The organism is Amycolatopsis sp. cmx-11-12, assembly GCF_046269425.1.
GTDB lineage: Bacteria > Actinomycetota > Actinomycetes > Mycobacteriales > Pseudonocardiaceae > Amycolatopsis.
Genome location: NZ_JADNQM010000048.1, coordinates 25,780 through 43,365 on the forward strand (window position 1 = coordinate 25,780; position 17,586 = coordinate 43,365).

Annotated in this window: 16 protein-coding genes; 9 read left to right on the forward strand and 7 right to left on the reverse strand. The window is 68.3% G+C overall.

Annotated elements, in window-relative coordinates; all coding sequences use genetic code 11:
• Positions 1-95: 95 nt before the first annotated feature.
• Both helR and ACLARN_RS39550 read right to left on the reverse strand, forming a co-directional pair.
• Positions 96-2,300 (reverse strand): RNA polymerase recycling motor ATPase HelR, encoded by a 2,205-nt coding sequence (helR, locus tag ACLARN_RS39545; protein WP_409496605.1) that lies wholly within the window; start codon positions 2,298-2,300, stop codon positions 96-98.
• A gap of 175 nt (positions 2,301-2,475) precedes the next feature.
• Complete coding sequence (locus ACLARN_RS39550; RefSeq protein WP_409496606.1) at positions 2,476-4,290, reverse strand: LamG-like jellyroll fold domain-containing protein; 1,815 nt, start codon at positions 4,288-4,290, stop codon at positions 2,476-2,478.
• 77 nt (positions 4,291-4,367) lie between these two features.
• Between ACLARN_RS39550 and ACLARN_RS39555 the strand changes: the two genes are divergently transcribed.
• The gene (locus ACLARN_RS39555; RefSeq protein ID WP_409496607.1) at positions 4,368-4,913 is read left to right on the forward strand and encodes a hypothetical protein; all 546 of its coding nucleotides are present in this window, start codon (positions 4,368-4,370) and stop codon (positions 4,911-4,913) included.
• Here ACLARN_RS39555 and ACLARN_RS39560 read toward each other — a convergent pair.
• Both ACLARN_RS39560 and ACLARN_RS39565 read right to left on the reverse strand, forming a co-directional pair.
• Complete coding sequence (locus tag ACLARN_RS39560; RefSeq protein ID WP_409496608.1) at positions 4,910-5,377, reverse strand: DUF6328 family protein; 468 nt, start codon at positions 5,375-5,377, stop codon at positions 4,910-4,912. The two genes, ACLARN_RS39555 and ACLARN_RS39560, sit on opposite strands and share 4 nt — an antisense overlap.
• Entirely contained in the window at positions 5,322-6,284 is a 963-nt protein-coding gene (locus ACLARN_RS39565) for a DMT family transporter (protein WP_409496609.1), read from the reverse strand. Before ACLARN_RS39565 ends, ACLARN_RS39560 begins: the two co-directional genes overlap by 56 nt.
• 138 nt (positions 6,285-6,422) lie before the next feature.
• On the opposite strand from ACLARN_RS39565, the gene ACLARN_RS39570 reads away from it, so the two are divergent.
• Positions 6,423-6,974 carry a superoxide dismutase gene (locus tag ACLARN_RS39570; protein ID WP_409496610.1) on the forward strand — a complete coding sequence of 184 codons (552 nt, stop codon included), beginning with the start codon at positions 6,423-6,425 and terminating at the stop codon, positions 6,972-6,974.
• Here ACLARN_RS39570 and ACLARN_RS39575 read toward each other — a convergent pair.
• From ACLARN_RS39575 to uppS, 3 genes are all read right to left on the reverse strand, one after another.
• Positions 6,971-7,372: a TIGR03667 family PPOX class F420-dependent oxidoreductase gene (locus ACLARN_RS39575; RefSeq protein WP_409496611.1), complete on the reverse strand. Its 402-nt coding sequence runs from the start codon at positions 7,370-7,372 to the stop codon at positions 6,971-6,973. The two genes, ACLARN_RS39570 and ACLARN_RS39575, sit on opposite strands and share 4 nt — an antisense overlap.
• Positions 7,373-7,415: 43 nt before the next feature.
• Positions 7,416-9,398 carry a DUF2339 domain-containing protein gene (locus ACLARN_RS39580; protein ID WP_409496612.1) on the reverse strand — a complete coding sequence of 661 codons (1,983 nt, stop codon included), beginning with the start codon at positions 9,396-9,398 and terminating at the stop codon, positions 7,416-7,418.
• A 90-nt stretch (positions 9,399-9,488) separates the two neighbouring features.
• Positions 9,489-10,268 carry a polyprenyl diphosphate synthase gene (uppS, locus tag ACLARN_RS39585; RefSeq protein WP_409496613.1) on the reverse strand — a complete coding sequence of 260 codons (780 nt, stop codon included), beginning with the start codon at positions 10,266-10,268 and terminating at the stop codon, positions 9,489-9,491.
• A 480-nt stretch (positions 10,269-10,748) separates the two neighbouring features.
• Between uppS and ACLARN_RS39590 the strand changes: the two genes are divergently transcribed.
• The 7 genes from ACLARN_RS39590 to ACLARN_RS39620 all read left to right on the forward strand — a co-directional run bounded on the left by ACLARN_RS39590 (position 10,749) and on the right by ACLARN_RS39620 (position 17,557).
• On the forward strand, positions 10,749-10,871 hold the full coding sequence (locus tag ACLARN_RS39590) for a hypothetical protein (RefSeq protein ID WP_409496614.1): 123 nt from the start codon (positions 10,749-10,751) through the stop codon (positions 10,869-10,871).
• A gap of 18 nt (positions 10,872-10,889) precedes the next feature.
• Positions 10,890-12,035, forward strand: a complete 1,146-nt coding sequence (dusB, locus tag ACLARN_RS39595; protein ID WP_409496615.1) for a tRNA dihydrouridine synthase DusB — start codon at positions 10,890-10,892, stop codon at positions 12,033-12,035.
• Between the two features lie 43 nt (positions 12,036-12,078).
• Positions 12,079-13,014, forward strand: coding sequence for a hypothetical protein (locus ACLARN_RS39600; protein ID WP_409496616.1), 936 nt, complete (start codon positions 12,079-12,081; stop codon positions 13,012-13,014).
• Between the two features lie 31 nt (positions 13,015-13,045).
• Complete coding sequence (locus ACLARN_RS39605; protein ID WP_409496617.1) at positions 13,046-13,879, forward strand: alpha/beta fold hydrolase; 834 nt, start codon at positions 13,046-13,048, stop codon at positions 13,877-13,879.
• Positions 13,880-13,937: 58 nt separating this feature from the next.
• Positions 13,938-14,534, forward strand: coding sequence for an isopentenyl-diphosphate Delta-isomerase (idi, locus tag ACLARN_RS39610; RefSeq protein WP_409496618.1), 597 nt, complete (start codon positions 13,938-13,940; stop codon positions 14,532-14,534).
• A gap of 80 nt (positions 14,535-14,614) precedes the next feature.
• Complete coding sequence (locus ACLARN_RS39615) at positions 14,615-15,343, forward strand: GGDEF domain-containing protein (protein WP_409496619.1); 729 nt, start codon at positions 14,615-14,617, stop codon at positions 15,341-15,343.
• Positions 15,344-16,147: 804 nt separating this feature from the next.
• Positions 16,148-17,557 (forward strand): LCP family protein, encoded by a 1,410-nt coding sequence (locus ACLARN_RS39620; protein ID WP_409496638.1) that lies wholly within the window; start codon positions 16,148-16,150, stop codon positions 17,555-17,557.
• Positions 17,558-17,586: the final 29 nt, after the last annotated feature.

The following is a 17,586-nucleotide window of genomic DNA, read 5'->3' on the forward strand; positions in this document are numbered from 1 at the left end:
CATTGCACTCAGGGGAGGCTAGTGTCGCGTGATCCTGCGGGTCTTACCCGTGATCAGACGGAGATCTCGCGTGACTGGACGGAGATCACGCGACACTAGACACAGCGCAGATACGCGTCCGGAGTCCGCCGCCGGGTGTCGAGCCCGCGAAGCACCTTCGGCAGTGGCTCGCTGTACAAGACCCCGAGCCGCTGCGTCGCCCGGGTCAGCGCGACATACAGTTCCGCCGCACCACTCGGGCCTTCCGCCAGGATTCGCTGCGGTTCCACCACCAGGACGGCGTCGTACTCCAGCCCTTTGGCCGCGGACGGCGCGATCGCGCCCGGCACCCCCGGCGGCCCGATGACGACCGAAGTCCCCTCACGCGACGATTCCTCGCGGACGAACTCCGCGACGGCGTCCTCGATGTCCACTTCGGACAGTCGACGGGCCCACGGCCGCACACCGCAGGAACGCACCGACTCCGGCGGCACGACGTCCGGTGCGAAACTCGCCAGCAGCGAAGCCGCCACCGCCATGATCTCCGACGGCGTCCGGTAGTTGACGGTCAGCTTCCGGTACACCCACCGGTCGGCGACGTACCGGGAGAGCATCGCGTCCCACGACCGCGCACCGGACGGCGACCGGCGCTGCGCGAGATCCCCGACCACGGTGAAGGATCGGCTGGGGCACCGCCGCATCAGCACTCGCCAGTCCATTTCGGACAATTCTTGCGCCTCGTCGACCACGACGTGGCCATAGGTCCATTCCCGGTCGGCGGCCGCGCGTTCGGCCAAGTCCCGGTCGTCGCGTTTGGCGAACCGCTCCGCCAGGTCCTCCGCCTTCAGCACGTCCGTCGGCCGGAGCGCGAACTCGTAGTCGTCGTGGTCCTCTTCGACCTCGATGAGTTCCAGCACGCGCTCGGCGTATTCCTTCTGTTCCAGCTGCCGCCGCTCCTCCGCCCGCCGTTCGGCGGTGTGGTCCCAGCCGAGCAGTTCGACGGCTTCGTCCAGCAACGGCACGTCGGACACGGTCCAAGCGGCCGCGTCCTCGCGGTACAGCGCCGGATCGGCCCCGGCCGCCCGCAGCCGCTCCGGCGAGTCGTAGAGGTCGGCGAGCAACCGCTGCGGCGTCAGGACCGGCCACAGGCGATCCAGCACCGCACCGAGTCCCACACTGCCTTCCAGGTCACGCCGGACGTTCTTCAGCATCTCCGGGCGGGCGTGGTTGTCGTCCTTCGGCAGCCAGCCGTCGCCGATCCGGTCGACCGCGCGCTCGGTGAGCGCGGCGATCACCTCACGTTCGAAGACGGCCTTCGCCTCGTTGTGCAGCAGGCCGCTGTCACGAGCCACCTCGCGCGCGGCCGCCGCGACCTCGGCGTCGAACGGCACGGTGACGTCGCCGAGTTCGATCGGCTCCGGTTCGGCCGGCAGTTCCTGCCGGTCCGTCACCGCCGCCGCGAGCACGTCCAGGATCTCCAGCGAGCCCTTGAGCCGCTGGACCGGCGGCGGATCCTCGCGTTCGGTGCGCAGGCCCGCGACAAGGCTCCCCGGCGTCGCGAAGACGGCACTGGCCTCGCCGAGCGACGGCAGGACGCGGTCGATGTGGTCGAGGAAGCCACTGCTCGGCCCGACCACGAGCACGCCGCGGCGTTCCATGCGCTCCCGTTTCGTGTACAGCAGGTACGCCACCCGGTGCAGCGCCACCGCCGTCTTGCCGGTGCCGGGGCCGCCCTCCACGACCACGACACCGGCGTGATCCAGCCGGATGATCTCGTCCTGCTCGGCCTGGATCGTCGCGACGATGTCCCGCATCCCCTCGCCGCGCGGCGCGTTGACCGCGGCCAGCAGCGCGACGTCGCCCCGTTCCCCCGCCGATTCCGGACGGCCGAAGACCTCGTCGGTGAAATCGACGACCCGGCGGCCGAGGGTGCGGAACTGGCGGCGCCGCGACATTCCCTCGGGGGACGCGCCCGTCGCGCAGTAGAACGCGCGCGACGCCGGCGCCCGCCAATCCAGCAGCAAGGGCTCGTAGTCGTTCTCGTCGTCGAAAAGGCCGACCCTGCCGACGTACGCCCGCTCTCCCGAAAGGGCGTCCAAACGCCCGAAACAAAGGCCCTCGTCGGCGATCCTCAGCCGCGCCATCTCGCGGGCTTTCGTGCCGACGGAGACTTCGCGGTCCGAAAGCGCGAACCCTTCTCCCCGCAGCGCACCGGCGTACGCCTCGCCCACCCGCGTACGTTCGTCGTCCAGCCGCCCGTAGAGCGACGCGATGTAGTCCCGTTCGGTTCGCAATTCCTCGTCGTACCCCTGATTTGACAAGTGTCCCTCACAGCGTTTAGACTACGGACAAGTTCGGCGTGCAAATCAGTGAATCTGATTTGGCGCCGATTTTCTATTGTCCACCCCTTGTCAAGAGGAACCCCGGTTTTAGCCGGAAACGACAATGCGCGATAATGGGGACGAAGATCCACCATTACCGCGCACTGCTTGAAACTCAGCCGAGCATGAACTCGCGGGGCTCCAGTGCCCTCCCCACCACCCGGACGTCGCCGAGCCAGCCGTGGAACGCCTGCTCGACGAGCGAGTCGTAGGCGTAGGCGCCGATCAGCCAAGAACCACCGGGATTCGCGATCCCCGCCGCGGCCGTCTTCGGATTACGCAGCACCGGGCAGCCGTCGACGTAGAGCGTCGTCCGCCTGCCGTCGTTGACCGCGGCGACGTGGATCCATTCCCGCAACGCCAGTTCGTGTCCCCAGCAGGTGGAGATCCCGTTCTGGTTCACCGGGAACACCGCCCACTGGAACGCCGCACCGTCCGAAAGGGACAGTGTGGCGGCGGGCTCGCCGGGATCGTCACCGGTCTTGCCGGCCTTGCCGCCGGAGCCCTGCCTGCCGAAGAGCGCGGCCCAGGAATGCTTGCCGTCCTTGAAATCCTCAGGCAGCTTCACGAACGCCTCGACGGTGTAGCCGCGTGAGAACGTCTCCGCGTTCATCGGCGCGGAGTCCGCCGTGCGCAGATACGCCCCGCGAGCCGGTTTCTTGCCGCCGTCGAACCGGAGGCTCGACCTCGACGGCTGCCGCCCGGAGAACTCCCCGGAGTAGCGCAGCGCTTCGGCGGGGCTGCCGGGCAGGGTCACCCGGACCAGGTCGTTGCCCCGGCCGGACAGGTCACGGACACCGGAGACCGGTGCGCCGTCCCGCCCTTCGAACCGCCAATACGCCACGGTCCCGCGGATCAACTGCCGTTCGGCGGGCCGTGCGGGCGGGACCGGGACCGGCGCGAAGCCGGCGAACCGGCGCTCGAAGTCGATCTCCATGCTGAAGTAGTCCGCCGGGCCGGTCCGTTCGATCTCCTGCCGCTGCAACTCGTTCAGCCGCGGTGCCCGCTCGGCCAGCCACGGCGAGACCGTGCGGACGTCGATCACGTTCCGCGCGAGGTCGAACCGGTAGAGCCGGATCATCGCGCTGCCACCGTAGTAGCGGTCCTGGTAGTTGGTGATGTGCAGGTGGACGTCGTTGCCCGCCTTGTTCTGCTTCACCGCGCGGCCCGGCGGCCAGTAGTGCCCGTTGAGGGTCAGGAAGATCTGGTCGTTCCCGGCGATCAGTTCGTCCCACACCTTCTGCCCGAACTCGGAAAGCCGCGCCTGCCCGGCTTCGTCGGACCAGACCAGTTCGTGAATGGTCAGGATCGCGGGGAGCCGCGGATTCCGCGCGAGCACCGACCGCGCCCACTCCAGCCCGCCCGCCGACGGCCGCCAGTCGAGCGCCAGCAGCAGCCACTCGCGCCCGCCCGCGCGGAACACGTGGTGGCTGTTGTAACCGTCCGCGCTCGCGCCGCGGAAGGTCCGTGAACCCCGCTGCCGCTGCGGGCCGAACGCGTCGAGGTACGGCGTGCGGCCGCGCTGGTCGTCGGTCGAGGACTTGATGTCGTGGTTGCCCGCCAGCGTGCTGTACGGGAACCGGCGCCGGTCCAGGTGCTGGAACGACCGGCTGATCTGGTCGAACTCGCCCGGCTGCCCGTTCTCGGTGAGGTCGCCGAGATGTGCCAGGAAGACGATGTTCTCGTCGCCGCCGGTGACGTACCGCAGCGTGGCGTCCAGTGGCGCGGGATCGCCGCGGTCGGCGTCGAAGAGGTACTGGGTGTCGGGCAGGACCGCGAGGGTGAAGCGGCCGTCTTCGGCGTCCGGGCCGTGGTGGCCGAAGGTCGCCGACGCGGCCGGGGCGCCGAGCGTTGGCAATGCGGAGACCGCCGCACCGGCGCCGAGCAGCCCGGCACCGCGCAGGAAGTTCCGTCTGGAAGAGTCGTTCACGGCCGCAACCTACGTTCGCGGAGGCAACGTGTCCCGAACCGCGGATGAACACTTGCTCCGCTCGGTAGCTTCGTCACATGGGGAACGTCAAACGCTGGCCCGTGCTCGCCGGGGTCGGTGTGGTGGTGGCCGCGGCCACCTGGTGGATCGTGGACGAGATGCCGACCGTGGACGACGCCGTCGCACGGGAGGCGCTGCCGCCGATCGACGAGCATCTGCGGGCGAACGGGTGGACGGGCACGCTCGCCGACTCCGGGCTCCCCGACGTCCGGTGGGTGTGCACGCAGAAGGTGATCGAGACCCGGCCGGACGGCGACCGGGTCAAGGTCGGCCTGGTCGCGAGCTGCGACGAGGTCGCGAAAGAAGGCGGTGGACTCGTCACGGGCAGCGGCTTCCGGCGACGGCCGATGGTCTACCGCGTCGAACGCACGCCGGACGGATACCGCGTGCTCGACCGGGAACTCGCGAAGGACGGCGCGGGCTACTCGCCTTCGGTCAAGGCGATGTTCTCGTGGGTCGGCGCCCGCCGGGTGCTCCACGGTGCGAGCCCGGACAGCCCGGAAACGGTGTCACCCGCCGCGTTCGGCCTGCCGGGAGGCACGCCCGTCCGCGCCTGGCGCTAGTCGCTGTCTTCGCGGCTGATCTGCCGGGGCACGACGAACCACATGACCACGAACAGCACCGCCGTCACCACGCCGAGTAGCGTCATCGCGATCGGACCGAAGACGACCTTGGCGATGAGCGCGACCGTCGTGGTGATCGCGGCCGCGAGGCAGCCGAGTCCGATGAGGACGGACCGGTTGCCGACGGTGAGGATCCGCTCACGGTTTCCGGTACGGAACAACAACCTGTGCCACGCGGCGGGCGCCGTCAGCAGCACCGTCGAGCACACCGTGAGCAGAACCGCCGTCAGGTGCACGGCTTTCTCGAACCCGCTCGCCTCGTGGAACTCGTCGGTGAACACCACCGTCAGCAGGAATCCGAAGAGGATCTGGACACCGGCCTGCGCGACCCGGAGTTCCTGGAGGAGCTCACTGACGTTGCGGGTCAGGCGTTCGTTCTTCGTCTCTCCGGTGTGCTCGACCATGCGGCGGCTCCAAGACCATCGGTTGACGCCTGACCTTTTCATGCCAGCCGAGCGAAGTCACCGCGACGACCACGACTGCGAGGCCCAGCCACTGCGTACCGGACAAATGCGCGTTCAGGAACGATACGCCGATAACGGCGGCGGTGACAGGAAAAGCCAGCTCCGCCAACGTCGCCCTGGCGGCCGGGGTCGACCGGAGTCCCAGGTAGTACAGGCTCAACGCCAGCAAACCCGGTACCAGCGCGAGAAGTCCGAGTCCGAGCGCGTTGTCCCAGCCGACCGCGAATCCGCCGCCCTGTACCGCCACGATGCCCGCCGCGACCGGGAGCCCGACCGTGAAACGCAGCGTGGTGACCTCTTTCGGCGCCAGTTCGGTGGAGAGCAACCGGCCGAGCACCGTGCCCGCCGCCCACAACGCGGCCGCGCCGATCGCCAGCAGCGCCGCCTTCGCCGCGGCGAGCTGGATGTTCAGCGGATCCTTGAACGCCAGCAGCCAGGCGCCCAGCAGGGCGGGGATCGCGAAGAACGCGTATCCCGGGCGGACTCGCTCCTTGAGGACGAAGTACGCCGCGAGGACGGCGAACACCGGCTGAAGCTTCTGGAGCACCAACGGTGTCACCGGATCACCCAGTTTGAAGGCGGCGGTGAACATCGCCGTCGCCAGCGCGGACGAGCCACCGCCGATGGCGAGCACGGCCAGCCATTCCCGAGGACCGCACCGCCGCAGCGCGCGGAAGGCGCCGGGGATGAGGGGGCTCAGCACGAGCACCACGAGCAGGTGTTCCCAGAAGACGACCGTCGCCGCCGGGAGTGCCTCGGCGAGCGGGAGCCGCAGAAGGCCGTCGGTGCCCCAGAGCGCCGCGGCGACCGCGACAAGCCAGGTGCGATCCGGAGGGGTGCTGTTCACTTGACCTGCCATCCATGCCCCGCCAGCGCCCGCATGGACGTTATGGCCGGCACTTATAGTTCCATTGGTTTGAAATTGCTACACCCGTTCGAGTGGTGGTGCTGGCGGGTCCGACTTCGATCAGGCTAGGCAGAGGACATGCGCCCCGTCCCCGTACTCGCCCTCGTCCTGTCCGCCGCCGCCTTGGCCCTCACTTCCGGCGCCGGGCCGGCCACCGCCTCCCCCGAGTCCCGAGTTCACGTCATCACCGCCAAGAGCGGTCTCACGATCTACAAACCCGAACTGGTCCCGCCCGGTGCCCGCGCGCACGTCTTCGGGCTGACGTCGAAGGCTTTCGGCACCTCGACCGCCGTCCTCGTGACCGGCCTGCTGCCCAACCGTGGATACGGCGCCCACGCGCACACGAAACCGTGTGGTGCCACCGGAGATCTCGCCGGACCGCACTACCAGAACATCGAAGACCCGGTGAAGCCGTCGGTGGATCCGGCCTATGCCAACCCCCGCAACGAGATCTGGCTGGACCTCACCACCGACGCCACCGGCCGCGGCGCCTCCGTGTCCAAAGTGGACTGGACGTTCACCACGCGGCGGGCAGGTTCGATCGTGATCCACGAACACCACACCCACACCGAACCCGGCCACGCCGGGACCGCGGGTGCCAGGCTCGCCTGTGTGACCGTCGGTTTCTAGAAGCCCCAAGTACGTTCTGGCCGGATCCTGATCCGGACGTGGTACTCCTTGTCGAACTTCGGGACGTCGTAGTCGATCGCCGGGTAGTGCTCTTCGTACTTGGCGAGGAAACCCGGCTGCTCCGAGGCGAGACCGTCCGGCAGGATCTCGGCCTTGCCGCCGATCACCAGGACCGAGCCACCGTACTCGTCGCTGTTGAAGTGAACGCTGACTTCGGGGTTCGCTTCGAGGTGCCGGGTCTTGGCGGTGTCCGGGCGGCTGAAGACGATGAGGTCTTCACCGTCGAGCACGAACCACACCGGGCGGGGAGAAGGCCTGCCCTTCGGGCTGATCGTGGTCAGCCAGGCGACCTTGTCCTTCGCGCGTCCGGCCAGCCGCGGGTCGGGTTGATAGCTCATGAACCGACCAACCACGACCCGCGGGCTTTTCTTCCGGTCTTGGTCAGCGAGACGCGACGAGCTTGGCGTAGCGCGTCCCCGCGCCGAGCAGGACCAGCCCGGCGAGGAGGAAGGCGGCGACCCTGGCCAGGCCGTCGAGCGCGGAGAGGTCGAACAGGACCAGCTTCAAAACCGCCGCGCCGACCAGCACGAGGCCGATCACCCGCAGGCCGACCACCGAGATGCCGCGGATGAGCAGCACGAGGGCGGCGACCGTCCAGGACACCGTGATCACCACGTGGCCGACCAGGAAGCCCGAGCGGCCGGGGACGGCCAGCAGCGACGCGCACAGCACCAGCGCACCCGCGCCGTAGAGCGCGCAGACGCCGGCGAACAGCCACGGCACCACGTTCTCCGACGCCGCCTTGAACAGCCCGAGCCGGTGCGCGACCCACGGAAGCGTGATCGAGACGGCCAGGATCGCGACGGCCACCAGCAAAGCGGCGGCGAGGTCGGCGTCCGGGCGGTTCCTGATCAGGAAGAAGAGCGTCGGCGGAACGTCGAAGGCCAGCGCGATGAACCCGCCGATGACGGCGAAGCCCAGCCCGCCGAAGAGCGCCACGTGCTTCTTCGTCCACAACGCGACCAGTGCCAGCAGGACTCCTTCGCCGATCAGGATCGCCGAGCGGGCGCTGCCGTCGAAGAGGGTCATCGTCGTCTGAAGGGCCGCGAGGAGACCGGCGGCACCCGCGAGGTCACCCGTCCAGCCGTTGAGCCACTGACCGGCCGCCCACACACCGAGCAGCACCAGCGCGACCGCCGCGGTGACGAGTACGGCCTGCGTCTTCGGCAGGAACAGCGCGGCGAGCAACGACGGCGCCGGTGCGACGGCGAGCAGCGCGAGCGCGGCTGCGTCACCGGGCCGCTTGGTGGTGACGACCAGGGCGAGCGTGAGTCCGACAGCGCCCGCGGCCAACGCGGCGGCGGTGTTGGCGGTGCTGCCGCCGAAACCGGTGAACGCCGTGCTGAAGACCGACGCGACCAGCGGCGGAATCCCCGCGGCGACCGCGACCGACGGCCACGACTGGCGCAACTGCACCGGCGTCGAGGCGACCTGGACCATCAGCAGGAACGCGACCAGCTCGGGGGTGAAGCCCTGCGTGATCAGCGGCGCGCAGACCACGCAACCGAGCACGACGGCCGTCGCGAGCAGCGACGACTTCCACCGCACGGCCAGCAGCAACCCGCCGACCGCGATCACGAGCCCGATCGCGAGACCGGCGTAGGCCGGGAGGTACTCGTACATCGTCGTCGCGGCGATGGCGTCGAGGTACAGCGTCCCGATGCCCGTCGCGGCGAGCGCGAACGCGCCAGTGCGGCCCGCCGGAGTGCGGTGCAGGCGCAGACCGATCCCGGCCAGCGTCAGGCCGAGGACGGCGCCGCCGATCACCCGCGGCAACGGGCCGAACCAGCCACGCTGGATGGCGAGCACGAGGAACAGCACGATGCCGAGGAGCGTGACCGCGCCGCCGACCCAGGCCAGCAGCCTGCTGCCGGCGCCTTCCTTGCTCAGCTTCTCGGCCAGCGTCACCTTCGGGACGGGCTGGTACGGGCGGTAGGGCTGGTACGGCTGCTGCGGCGGGCGGGGGTGCTGGGCTGCCTGCTGTGCCGCCTGCTGGCGGTACTGCTGCTGTTGCCACTGCGCGTACTGGGCCTGCTGGTACTGCTGTTGGTACTGGGCGTGCTGAGGGTGGGGGAAGTGGTGGGGGTACGGCTGCTGCGGGACCTGCGGCTGAGGCTGCTGGGCCTGGGGCTGCTGCTGTTGCGGCTGAGCCTGGGGCTGCTGTGGCTGCTCGGCCTGCGGCTGTTGCGGGGCGGCAGGCTGCTCTTGAGGTGCCTGCTCAGGCGCCTCTTCGCGCGTCGGCTCCACTCCGGACTGGACGGTCCGGAGCTCCGTACCGACCCGCGCGAGGCGGGCCCCAAGGTCGTCGATCTCCCCGGCGAGCCTGAGGAGCACATCCCCATCGGTGGTCATGGCGAACAGCATGGCTCCTGGAGGCCGTCCGTGGATCCGTAGCACTACTCAATCGTGATGACGATGTGGTCGCGACCTGCAAGATCATCGGTCGCGATGGCGTCAGTCCCTAGAGATCGTTTCCGCGCCCTTGGCTGCCCAGACGCGGAGCGCCCGCAGAAGATCCAGGTATCGGAACCCAGGCCAGTTGACGTCGCAGAAGTACAGCTGTGCCCCCTTCGCCTGCCAGAGGAGGAATCCGGACAGGCGGACCTCTCCGCTGGTCCGGATGATCAGGTCCGGCTCCGGGCTGCCCGCCGTGTAGAGATGGGCGGAAAGGGACTCCACGGAAACGGTCTCCGCGATCTCCACAAGGGACTTACCGTCCGCCGCCCCTTCGAGCACGAGGTCCCGGACGGCGTCGACGATCTCCTCGCGGCTTCCGTACCCGATGGCGAGGGTCAGTTCGGGCCCCGTCGCGCCGCGAGTGTCCTCTTCGGCCTGCTTCAGCACTTCGGCCGTGGACGACGGCAGCAGGTCCAGGCGCCCCACCGGAGCGATCCGCCAGTTCGCGCCCGGCGCGGTCAGCCGCTCGCGGACGACGTCCTCGATCACCTGCATCAGGAAGGTCATCTCCGGCGACGCGCGCTTCGTCAGGTTGTCGACCGAGGCGAGGTACACCGTCACGTGCCCGATGCCGAGGCCTTCGCACCACGTCATCAGCCGGGCGATGTGCTGGGCGCCGTGCCGGTGGCCTTCGCGGACGTCCTCGAAGCCCATCTGGCGAGCCCAGCGGCGGTTGCCGTCGATGATCACGCCGACATGCCGGGGCAGCGGGCCGCGGAGGAGCCGGGCGCGGAGTCTTCGCGCGTAGAGGTCGTCGATCCTGGTGCGGACGCTCATGGGACCGAAGCTACCGAAATCGGTGTTCGCACCTGGCCGTGAAGGACTCTTTCACTACCTGCCGCTGTGATCCGTGGTGACGCTGGGACGGAGAGGCGGTTTGAGCTACCGTCGATATGTCACCTGAGCAGGTTTCGGGCGACACAGAGTGCGATGCCGTGGGCGTCGCACTCTGTGTCGCGAGGTCAGGTGCACCCGGGGAATACCGGGACCCTGGCCTTACGCATGCCAAGGGCACCGGCGGCATGGCCGTCGGTCGGCACGTTCCAGTTCTTGCCCCTGCGCAACAGGTCTCTCCCCCAAACCTTGTCGGGTGACATTGGCGAGCGCGCTCGCCGACTGTGTGGATTTTGGGACGTCAGATGTCCCAAAATCCACACAGTCACAGCCGAGCCTCACCGATTGGACCGGATGAAGACCTATCAAGGAACGGCGGTACAAGACGGGCGGTTCTGGGTCGTCAAAGTCGAGGGAGTCGGCGTGACTCAAGGCAGGTCCACCTCCGAAGCCCGGGACATGGCCGTGGAACTGATCGAGATCATGCACGGGGTTTCGGGCGAGGAGATCAACCTGACCCTCGACTTCGATCCCACCTGCGAGTGACAGACACCACAGGCGACAATGGAGGACGTGACAGCCACCCTGAGCAAGCCCAGCCTGAAGATCGGCCCCTACGAGGTCGATCCCCCGGTCGTGCTCGCTCCCATGGCGGGCATCACCAACGTCGCCTTCCGGCAGCTGTGCCAGGAGTACGGCGCGGGCATCTACGTCTGCGAAATGATCACGGCCCGCGCGGTGGTCGAGCGCCACCCCGGCACCATGCACATGATGACCTTCGGCGAGAACGAAAAGCCCAGGTCCATGCAGCTTTATGGGGTCGACCCCAAGACGATGGCCGAAGCCGTCCGCATCATCACCGGCGAAGGCCTCGCCGACCACATCGACAGCAACTTCGGCTGCCCGGTGGCGAAGGTGACGCGCAAGGGTGGCGGCGCGGCGTTGCCGTTCAAGCGCAAACTGTTTGCCGACATCGTGCGCGAGTCGGCGAAGGCGGCGGCCGAGGCGGGGGCGCCGTTCACGGTCAAGTTCCGCGTGGGCATCGACGACGACCACCTGACCTACCTCGACGCCGGGCGCATCGCCGAGGCGGAGGGCGCGGCGGCGGTCAGCCTGCACGCGCGCACGGCAGCGCAGCGTTACTCCGGCCAGGCCGACTGGACGAAGATCGCGGCGCTCAAAGAGGCCGTCACCAGCATCCCGGTGCTCGGCAACGGCGACATCTTCTCCGCCGAGGACGCGCTCCGCATGGTCGACGAGACCGGCTGCGACGGCGTCGTGGTCGGACGAGGCTGCTTGGGCAGGCCGTGGCTGTTCGGCGAGCTGGAAGCCGCCTTCGCCGGGCGTCCCCAGCCCACTCCGCCGAATCTCGGCGAGGTCGCGAAGGTCTTGCGCCGTCACACGGAACTGCTTGTCGAACACGACGGTCACGACAAGGCCATGCGCGACATCCGCAAGCATATGGCTTGGTATTTCATGGGTTTCCCGGTCGGCTCCGAGCTGCGTCGCGGTTTCGCGATGCTCTCCAGTATGGATCAGCTGGACGACCTCATCGCTCAGCTCGACCACGAAGCCCCGTTCCCCAGCGCGGCAACCGGCCCGCGCGGGCGGCAGGGTTCGCCGGGCAAGGTCACGTTGCCGCACGGCTGGCTCGACGACCCGGACGACGACTGCGTCCCCGAAGCCGAGGACATGCACTCCGGAGGCTGAGGCGACGGCGCGCTTTCCCGACCGCGTCCGGATAAGCTGCCCTATGCCGCGCACGCAGTTCACCGGAGCCGCGAAGGAAATCAACGACCTGTTCCTTGCCGAGTATTCATACCGGCCACCGAAATGGTGGCATCGATATCCTCGGTTCACCGCGGCGGAGCTGGCCGTCAGCCATCTCGTCCTCGGCGAGAAGAACCCGCTCTTGGACGATTCCGGAGAGTTCGCGGCGACCTGGAAGAAGAAAAGGGGACTGCGCACGCATCGGGACGCGATTTCCCGATGGCGCGCTCACGGTTACCAGTACGGCACGGTGATCTGGCTCGGCGCGATGGCACTGGCCCTCCTGGGTGCCGCACGTCCGAACTGGCTCGGCGGACTACCCGCATACTCGATGTTCCTTTGTGGCCTGCTGGCTCTCTGGGCGATGAAGATGCGGCCGGAGCGCCGCTTCTATCGCTTCGTGACGAAGGCGGAAAAGGCCGCCAACGTCCCTCTTCACGCCGCGCTCAACACTTACCCTGTCCGCTGCATGAACCACTCCGGAAGAGCGGCCAGATTACTCTTTCTGCATATTCAGGGAGGGCGGCGGACCTGGGCGGCACCGCCGACCGTGGCGGACCGCGCGCTGGAGTTCACGTACCCCTTGATCAACGTCGTCTTGGACGGCGCTCCCTTGTCACCACGAGCGGTGCAGTCGTTCAAGAGGCACGCCGAGTTCCTCAAACTCACCGCTTGCCTGGTCGCACTCGGCCGAGAGGATCTGATCCCCCGCCTCCGTCGGCTGACGGCGGCGCACGGCGGTGTACCGATGCGCACCGAAGACGACGATGCCGAGATCCCCGAACGAGACCTTCTCTTCCTCGACCCGATGCGGAACCACCACCGCTGGGCGGTCGTCAAGGACTTCTACTATCCGCTGTCGTCCTGGCTCAGTTTGGCCATCGCCGGAGCGGCTCTGATCATCAGCCTGCGCCGCTGAGGCGGCCGCCGGGGTCGGTAGTCTCGGCGGCGTGATCGAGCAGCTGACCATCCCCACCGACGCCGGTACCTTCGACGCCATCGCCGCGGGCCCCGAAGACGGCCGCCCCGTCCTGCTGCTGCACGGGTTTCCCGAGGCCGCGGTGGAATGGGAGCACCAGGTCGCGACGCTCGGCGTGCTCGGCTATCGCGCGGTGGCACCGGATCAGCGTGGCTACTCGCCGGACGTCCGGCCGGAACAGGCGTCCGAGTACACCATCGACTATCTCGTCGGCGACGTCATCGCGATCGCGGATCGCTTGGGGTGGAACGAATTCGACCTCGTCGGACATGACTGGGGCGGCGCGGTGGCGTGGTGGACGGCCGACGCGCATCCCGGCAGGCTCCGCAGTCTCGCCGTGGTTTCGACGCCGCATCCGGCGGCGCTCGCGGAGGCCATGAAGACCGACGAGGACCAGCATCTCCGGTCGGGGTACATGACCGAATGGCGGCAGACCCGCGTCACCGAACGGCGGATGCTCGAGAACAACGCCGACGCGTTGCGCCGCATCTTCGATTGGAAGGTGTCGCCGAGCAAGGTCGACGAATACATCCGTCGACTGTCCGAACCGGGTGCGCTGACCGCGGCGCTCAACTGGTATCGCGCCGGCCGTCCCGGCGGGAAGATCGGGCCGATCGAGGTGCCGACGCTCTACATCTGGAGCACCGAGGACGCCGCCTTCGGGTCGACGGCCGCGCTCGACACCGCGAACCGGGTCACCGGCCCGTACCGCTTCGAGATGATCGAGGACGCCTCCCACTGGGTGGTCGAAGAGGCACCCGAAGCCGTCACTTCTTTGCTAGTGGAGCACCTTTCATCCCACTAACAGGGGTAACTCTGGTCGCGGTACCGGTTACAGCGAGCCTGCTGGTTCAGTGGGTCCGGTGAACAACACGACCGAACTGGACACCGAACGCATCGTCTACGTGACCGAGGACGGCGTGCCGACCGGCGAAACCGCGCCCAAACTGGCCGCCCACCACGAGAACACCCGGCTACACCTGGCGTTCTCCTGTTACCTGTTGCGCCGCAGTGATCAGGCCCTGCTGATCAGCAGCCGCGCCGCGACGAAAAAGGTGTGGCCCCGGGTCTGGACCAACAGTGTCTGCGGGCACCCCGCACCGGGTGAACCGATCGAGGAGGCCGTCCGGCGCCGTGCCGCCTTCGAGCTCGGACTGCCCCGGCTGGACGGGCTCCGTTGCGTCCTCCCGGCGTACCGCTACCGGACGCCCCCGTTCGAAGGCGTGGTCGAGAACGAGTTCTGCCCGGTCTTCGTCGCCTGGGTCGACGACGACCCGCATCCGCATCCGGACGAGGTCGGCGACTGGCGCTGGTTGAGCTGGAATGATTACGCACTGTTGCTGAATGACGATGTGGCCAACGTGAGTTACTGGGCGAAGGATCAGTTTTCCCAGCTCAAAGACCTTGAGCCGTTTTCGGCCCTACAGAACGGCACTTCGGTGCGTGACAATGACGTCTAGTCGTCGTCCACTTGAGCGATATTCACTTCGGACCGTACCGATACCTCAAGACCTGCCTCCTATACGACGAAAACCAATTCGTGGCGGAGGTGAGCGTGGCAGCCGACGACGAGGCCGCGCTCCCACCGGGCGTGCCGGGTACCGATCTGCTCAGCCTGCACGAATCGATCGCCGGGGTGCTCGCCACCCAGGGTGACTGGCGACGCGCCTACCACCACCTCAAATCCGCCTTCGACCTCGCCCGCGCCGGCAGCTTGCGGGACACCCTGACGTCGAGCTACAACCGCCGCTACCTCGACCAGTGGCTGCACGGCCCGGCCGTCGAACACCGCGGCCCGCCGGGGATCGCGATCGCGCTGGTCGACCTCGATCTGTTCAAAAAAGTCAACGACACCTTCGGGCATCTGGTCGGCGATCGGGTGCTGCGCGAGGTGGCCGACCTGCTACAGCAAGGACTTCCGCCCGAGGCGTTCTGCGCCCGCTACGGCGGCGAGGAGTTCGCGCTCGTCATCCCGGACGTCGACGCCGCCCGCGCGGTGCGCATCGCCGACACCGCCCGCATCCGGGTGGCCCGCCACCCGTGGCGGCGGATCAGGCAGGGACTCTCGGTGACGATCAGCGTGGGACTCGCGCACGAGAGCCGCGCGGAACCGGAGCGCGCGGCGGAACCGGAACGGCAGTTGCGCCGCGCCGACGCTTTGTTGTATATGGCGAAACGGGCAGGCCGGAACAAAGTGGCCTATCGGGATAAGGAATCGTCGCGGACGATTCCTCGTTCGATGAACTCCGCGGACGCCGCGGAGGCCTAGGCACTCACTCGGTTAAGGCTCGCACTCTGCGTAACGGTTTCAACCGTTTTAACGGAGCTTTAACCAGGACCGCTCACCCGATCGCATGGACCGTTCGGCGCTTATCGGTACCTTGGGTGAAGAAAATTCCGGGATGGTTGTCGTCACCAACCCGAGGTGTCCGTACGATAACGAAAGAGCTTCGACGCCAGTGTGAAAGGAGACCGAGTGCCCGACGAGCACCACAACCCGGGGACCGGTCGCCACAGCCACGCGGACACCAGCGCCGGCGAGCGCGGCCGCAGGAGCCGTCGCCGTTCGATGGACACCCAGGGCGGGATCAGCGTTTCCGACGTCGTCGCACGTCACACGGGTGAACGCCCGATCTTCGACCCCGCCGGCGAGGCACCCGCGCCGCGCCGCCTCCGGCAGGACGAGCCGGCACCGGAGCCTCCGAGACCCGGGTCGCACGCGGCACGGGCGGAACCGCCCGCACCCCGTCGTCCCCGTCCGGCCGCCCCTGCTGCCCCGGCCGAAAACCTGCCGCTTGCGCCCCGTGCGGCCAAGCCCGCCACACCGCAGGCGCCGCCGCAGCCCACCGAACCCCCGCGTCCGCCTCGTGCGCGCCAGCCGCGCCGTGCCGCGCAGGCCGCGCCCAGCCCTGAAGCGCCGACGCAGCGCCGCCCGCCGGTGGTGAACCCGGGCGCGCAGCAGCAGCCCGCGGTGCCGGCACCGCCGCGGCGTCCTCGCCGCCCCGTGCAGCGACCGGCCCAGCAGCCACCGGTGTCCCCGCAGCTGTCACCAGGTGTTCCGCCTCGGTCCGAGATGGACCGGCTCACGATGACCGACGAGCTCGAGGCGATCGACGACGCGACGATCATCAAGCGCAAGATCGACCACACGCTCGCCCGGTTCTCCGCCGCGCACGACGAACTCGAAGCCGAAGAGGCCAAGAAGCGCGAGCGCCGCGAACGGCTCGCCTCCCGTCCCGCCGCGCTGCTGGAGCAGACCCGCACGGCCTTGCAACGGGTGGTCACGACGAACGACGCCGAGCCCGCCGAGGCCGCGGCCGCCGAGCAGTCGTCGCCGCAGACCCGGCTACAGGAGAAGAAGGAACGTAAGACCCGGCAGACAGCCAAGGCTGGCCGGATCGCGGCGGCCGTGGTCGCCGCGCTCGTGTTCCTCTCCATCGGCTCCGCGTGGGGCGCGCAGACCTGGTTCGACGCGAAGTTCAACAACGTCGCCTCGCTCGACGAAGACTCGGCCGACATCCAGGACGCCGCGGGCCAGACCGGCGACGAGAACTTCCTGATGGTCGGTTCCGACAGCCGTGACGGCGCTGCCGCCGAAGACGGCGTCGGTGACACAGAGGGCACTCCGGGCGCCCGCTCGGACACGGTCATGATCGCGCACGTCCCGGCCGACCGGCAGCGCGTCGTGATGGTGTCCTTCCCGCGCGACCTCGAGATCAACCGCCCCGAATGCAAGCGCTGGGACCCGGCGACGTCGTCGTACACGGAAGAGACTTCGCCTGCGAAGAAGATCGCGAAGCTGAACACCGCCTACGCGGTCGGTGGCCCGCAGTGCGTCACGAAGGTCATCCAGCAGATCACCGGCATGAAGATGAACCACTTCGTCGGCATCGACTTCAACGGCTTCAAGTCCATGGTCGACGCCGTGCAGGGCGTCACCGTGTACAACGAGAAACCCGTCGACGACACCACGCTCGGCATGGTCATCCCGCAGGCGGGCGAGGTCCGGATCTCCGGCGACCAGGCGCTGAACTACGTCCGGGCACGGCACGTCAAGGGCGACCCGACGTCGGACTACGGCCGGATCAAGCGGCAGCAAGCTTTCCTCGGCGCGCTGCTGAAGACGGTGATGTCCAAGGACGTCATCCTGGACACCGGCAAGCTGAGCGGCTTCATCGACGCGTTCGCCAAGGCCACCTTCGGCGAGAACCTCGGCATCAAGCAGATGATGACGCTGGCGAAGTCGATGCGCGGGATGGACTCGAGCAAGGTCAAGTTCCTCACCGTGCCCACCACCGAAGAGGCGAACAACCGCGGCAACGAGGTGCTGTTGCAGAGCAAGTCGAAGGCCGTCTTCGACGCGCTGATCAACAACACGCCGCTGGAGGAGAAGGCCCCGGTACCCCCTCCGAACAGCGAGGGGTCTACTCCGACGAGTTCCGCCAAGTCCGGCAGCCCCAAGAAGAGCAGCAGCTCAGGCTGAAGATCCGTGGAAGGATCATTCGTTAGTCC

Bases quoted from the DNA above. Each gene is read 5' to 3' on its own strand.
- ACLARN_RS39555 (WP_409496607.1), top strand. From the start codon at position 4,368: ATGGGGAACGTCAAACGCTGGCCCGTGCTCGCCGGGGTCGGTGTGGTG.
- ACLARN_RS39560 (WP_409496608.1), bottom strand. From the start codon at position 5,377: ATGGTCGAGCACACCGGAGAGACGAAGAACGAACGCCTGACCCGCAAC.
- ACLARN_RS39570 (WP_409496610.1), top strand. From the start codon at position 6,423: ATGCGCCCCGTCCCCGTACTCGCCCTCGTCCTGTCCGCCGCCGCCTTG.
- ACLARN_RS39575 (WP_409496611.1), bottom strand. From the start codon at position 7,372: ATGAGCTATCAACCCGACCCGCGGCTGGCCGGACGCGCGAAGGACAAG.
- ACLARN_RS39580 (WP_409496612.1), bottom strand. From the start codon at position 9,398: ATGCTGTTCGCCATGACCACCGATGGGGATGTGCTCCTCAGGCTCGCC.
- uppS (WP_409496613.1), bottom strand. From the start codon at position 10,268: ATGAGCGTCCGCACCAGGATCGACGACCTCTACGCGCGAAGACTCCGC.
- dusB (WP_409496615.1), top strand. From the start codon at position 10,890: ATGGAGGACGTGACAGCCACCCTGAGCAAGCCCAGCCTGAAGATCGGC.
- ACLARN_RS39600 (WP_409496616.1), top strand. From the start codon at position 12,079: ATGCCGCGCACGCAGTTCACCGGAGCCGCGAAGGAAATCAACGACCTG.
- ACLARN_RS39620 (WP_409496638.1), top strand. From the start codon at position 16,148: ATGGACCGGCTCACGATGACCGACGAGCTCGAGGCGATCGACGACGCG.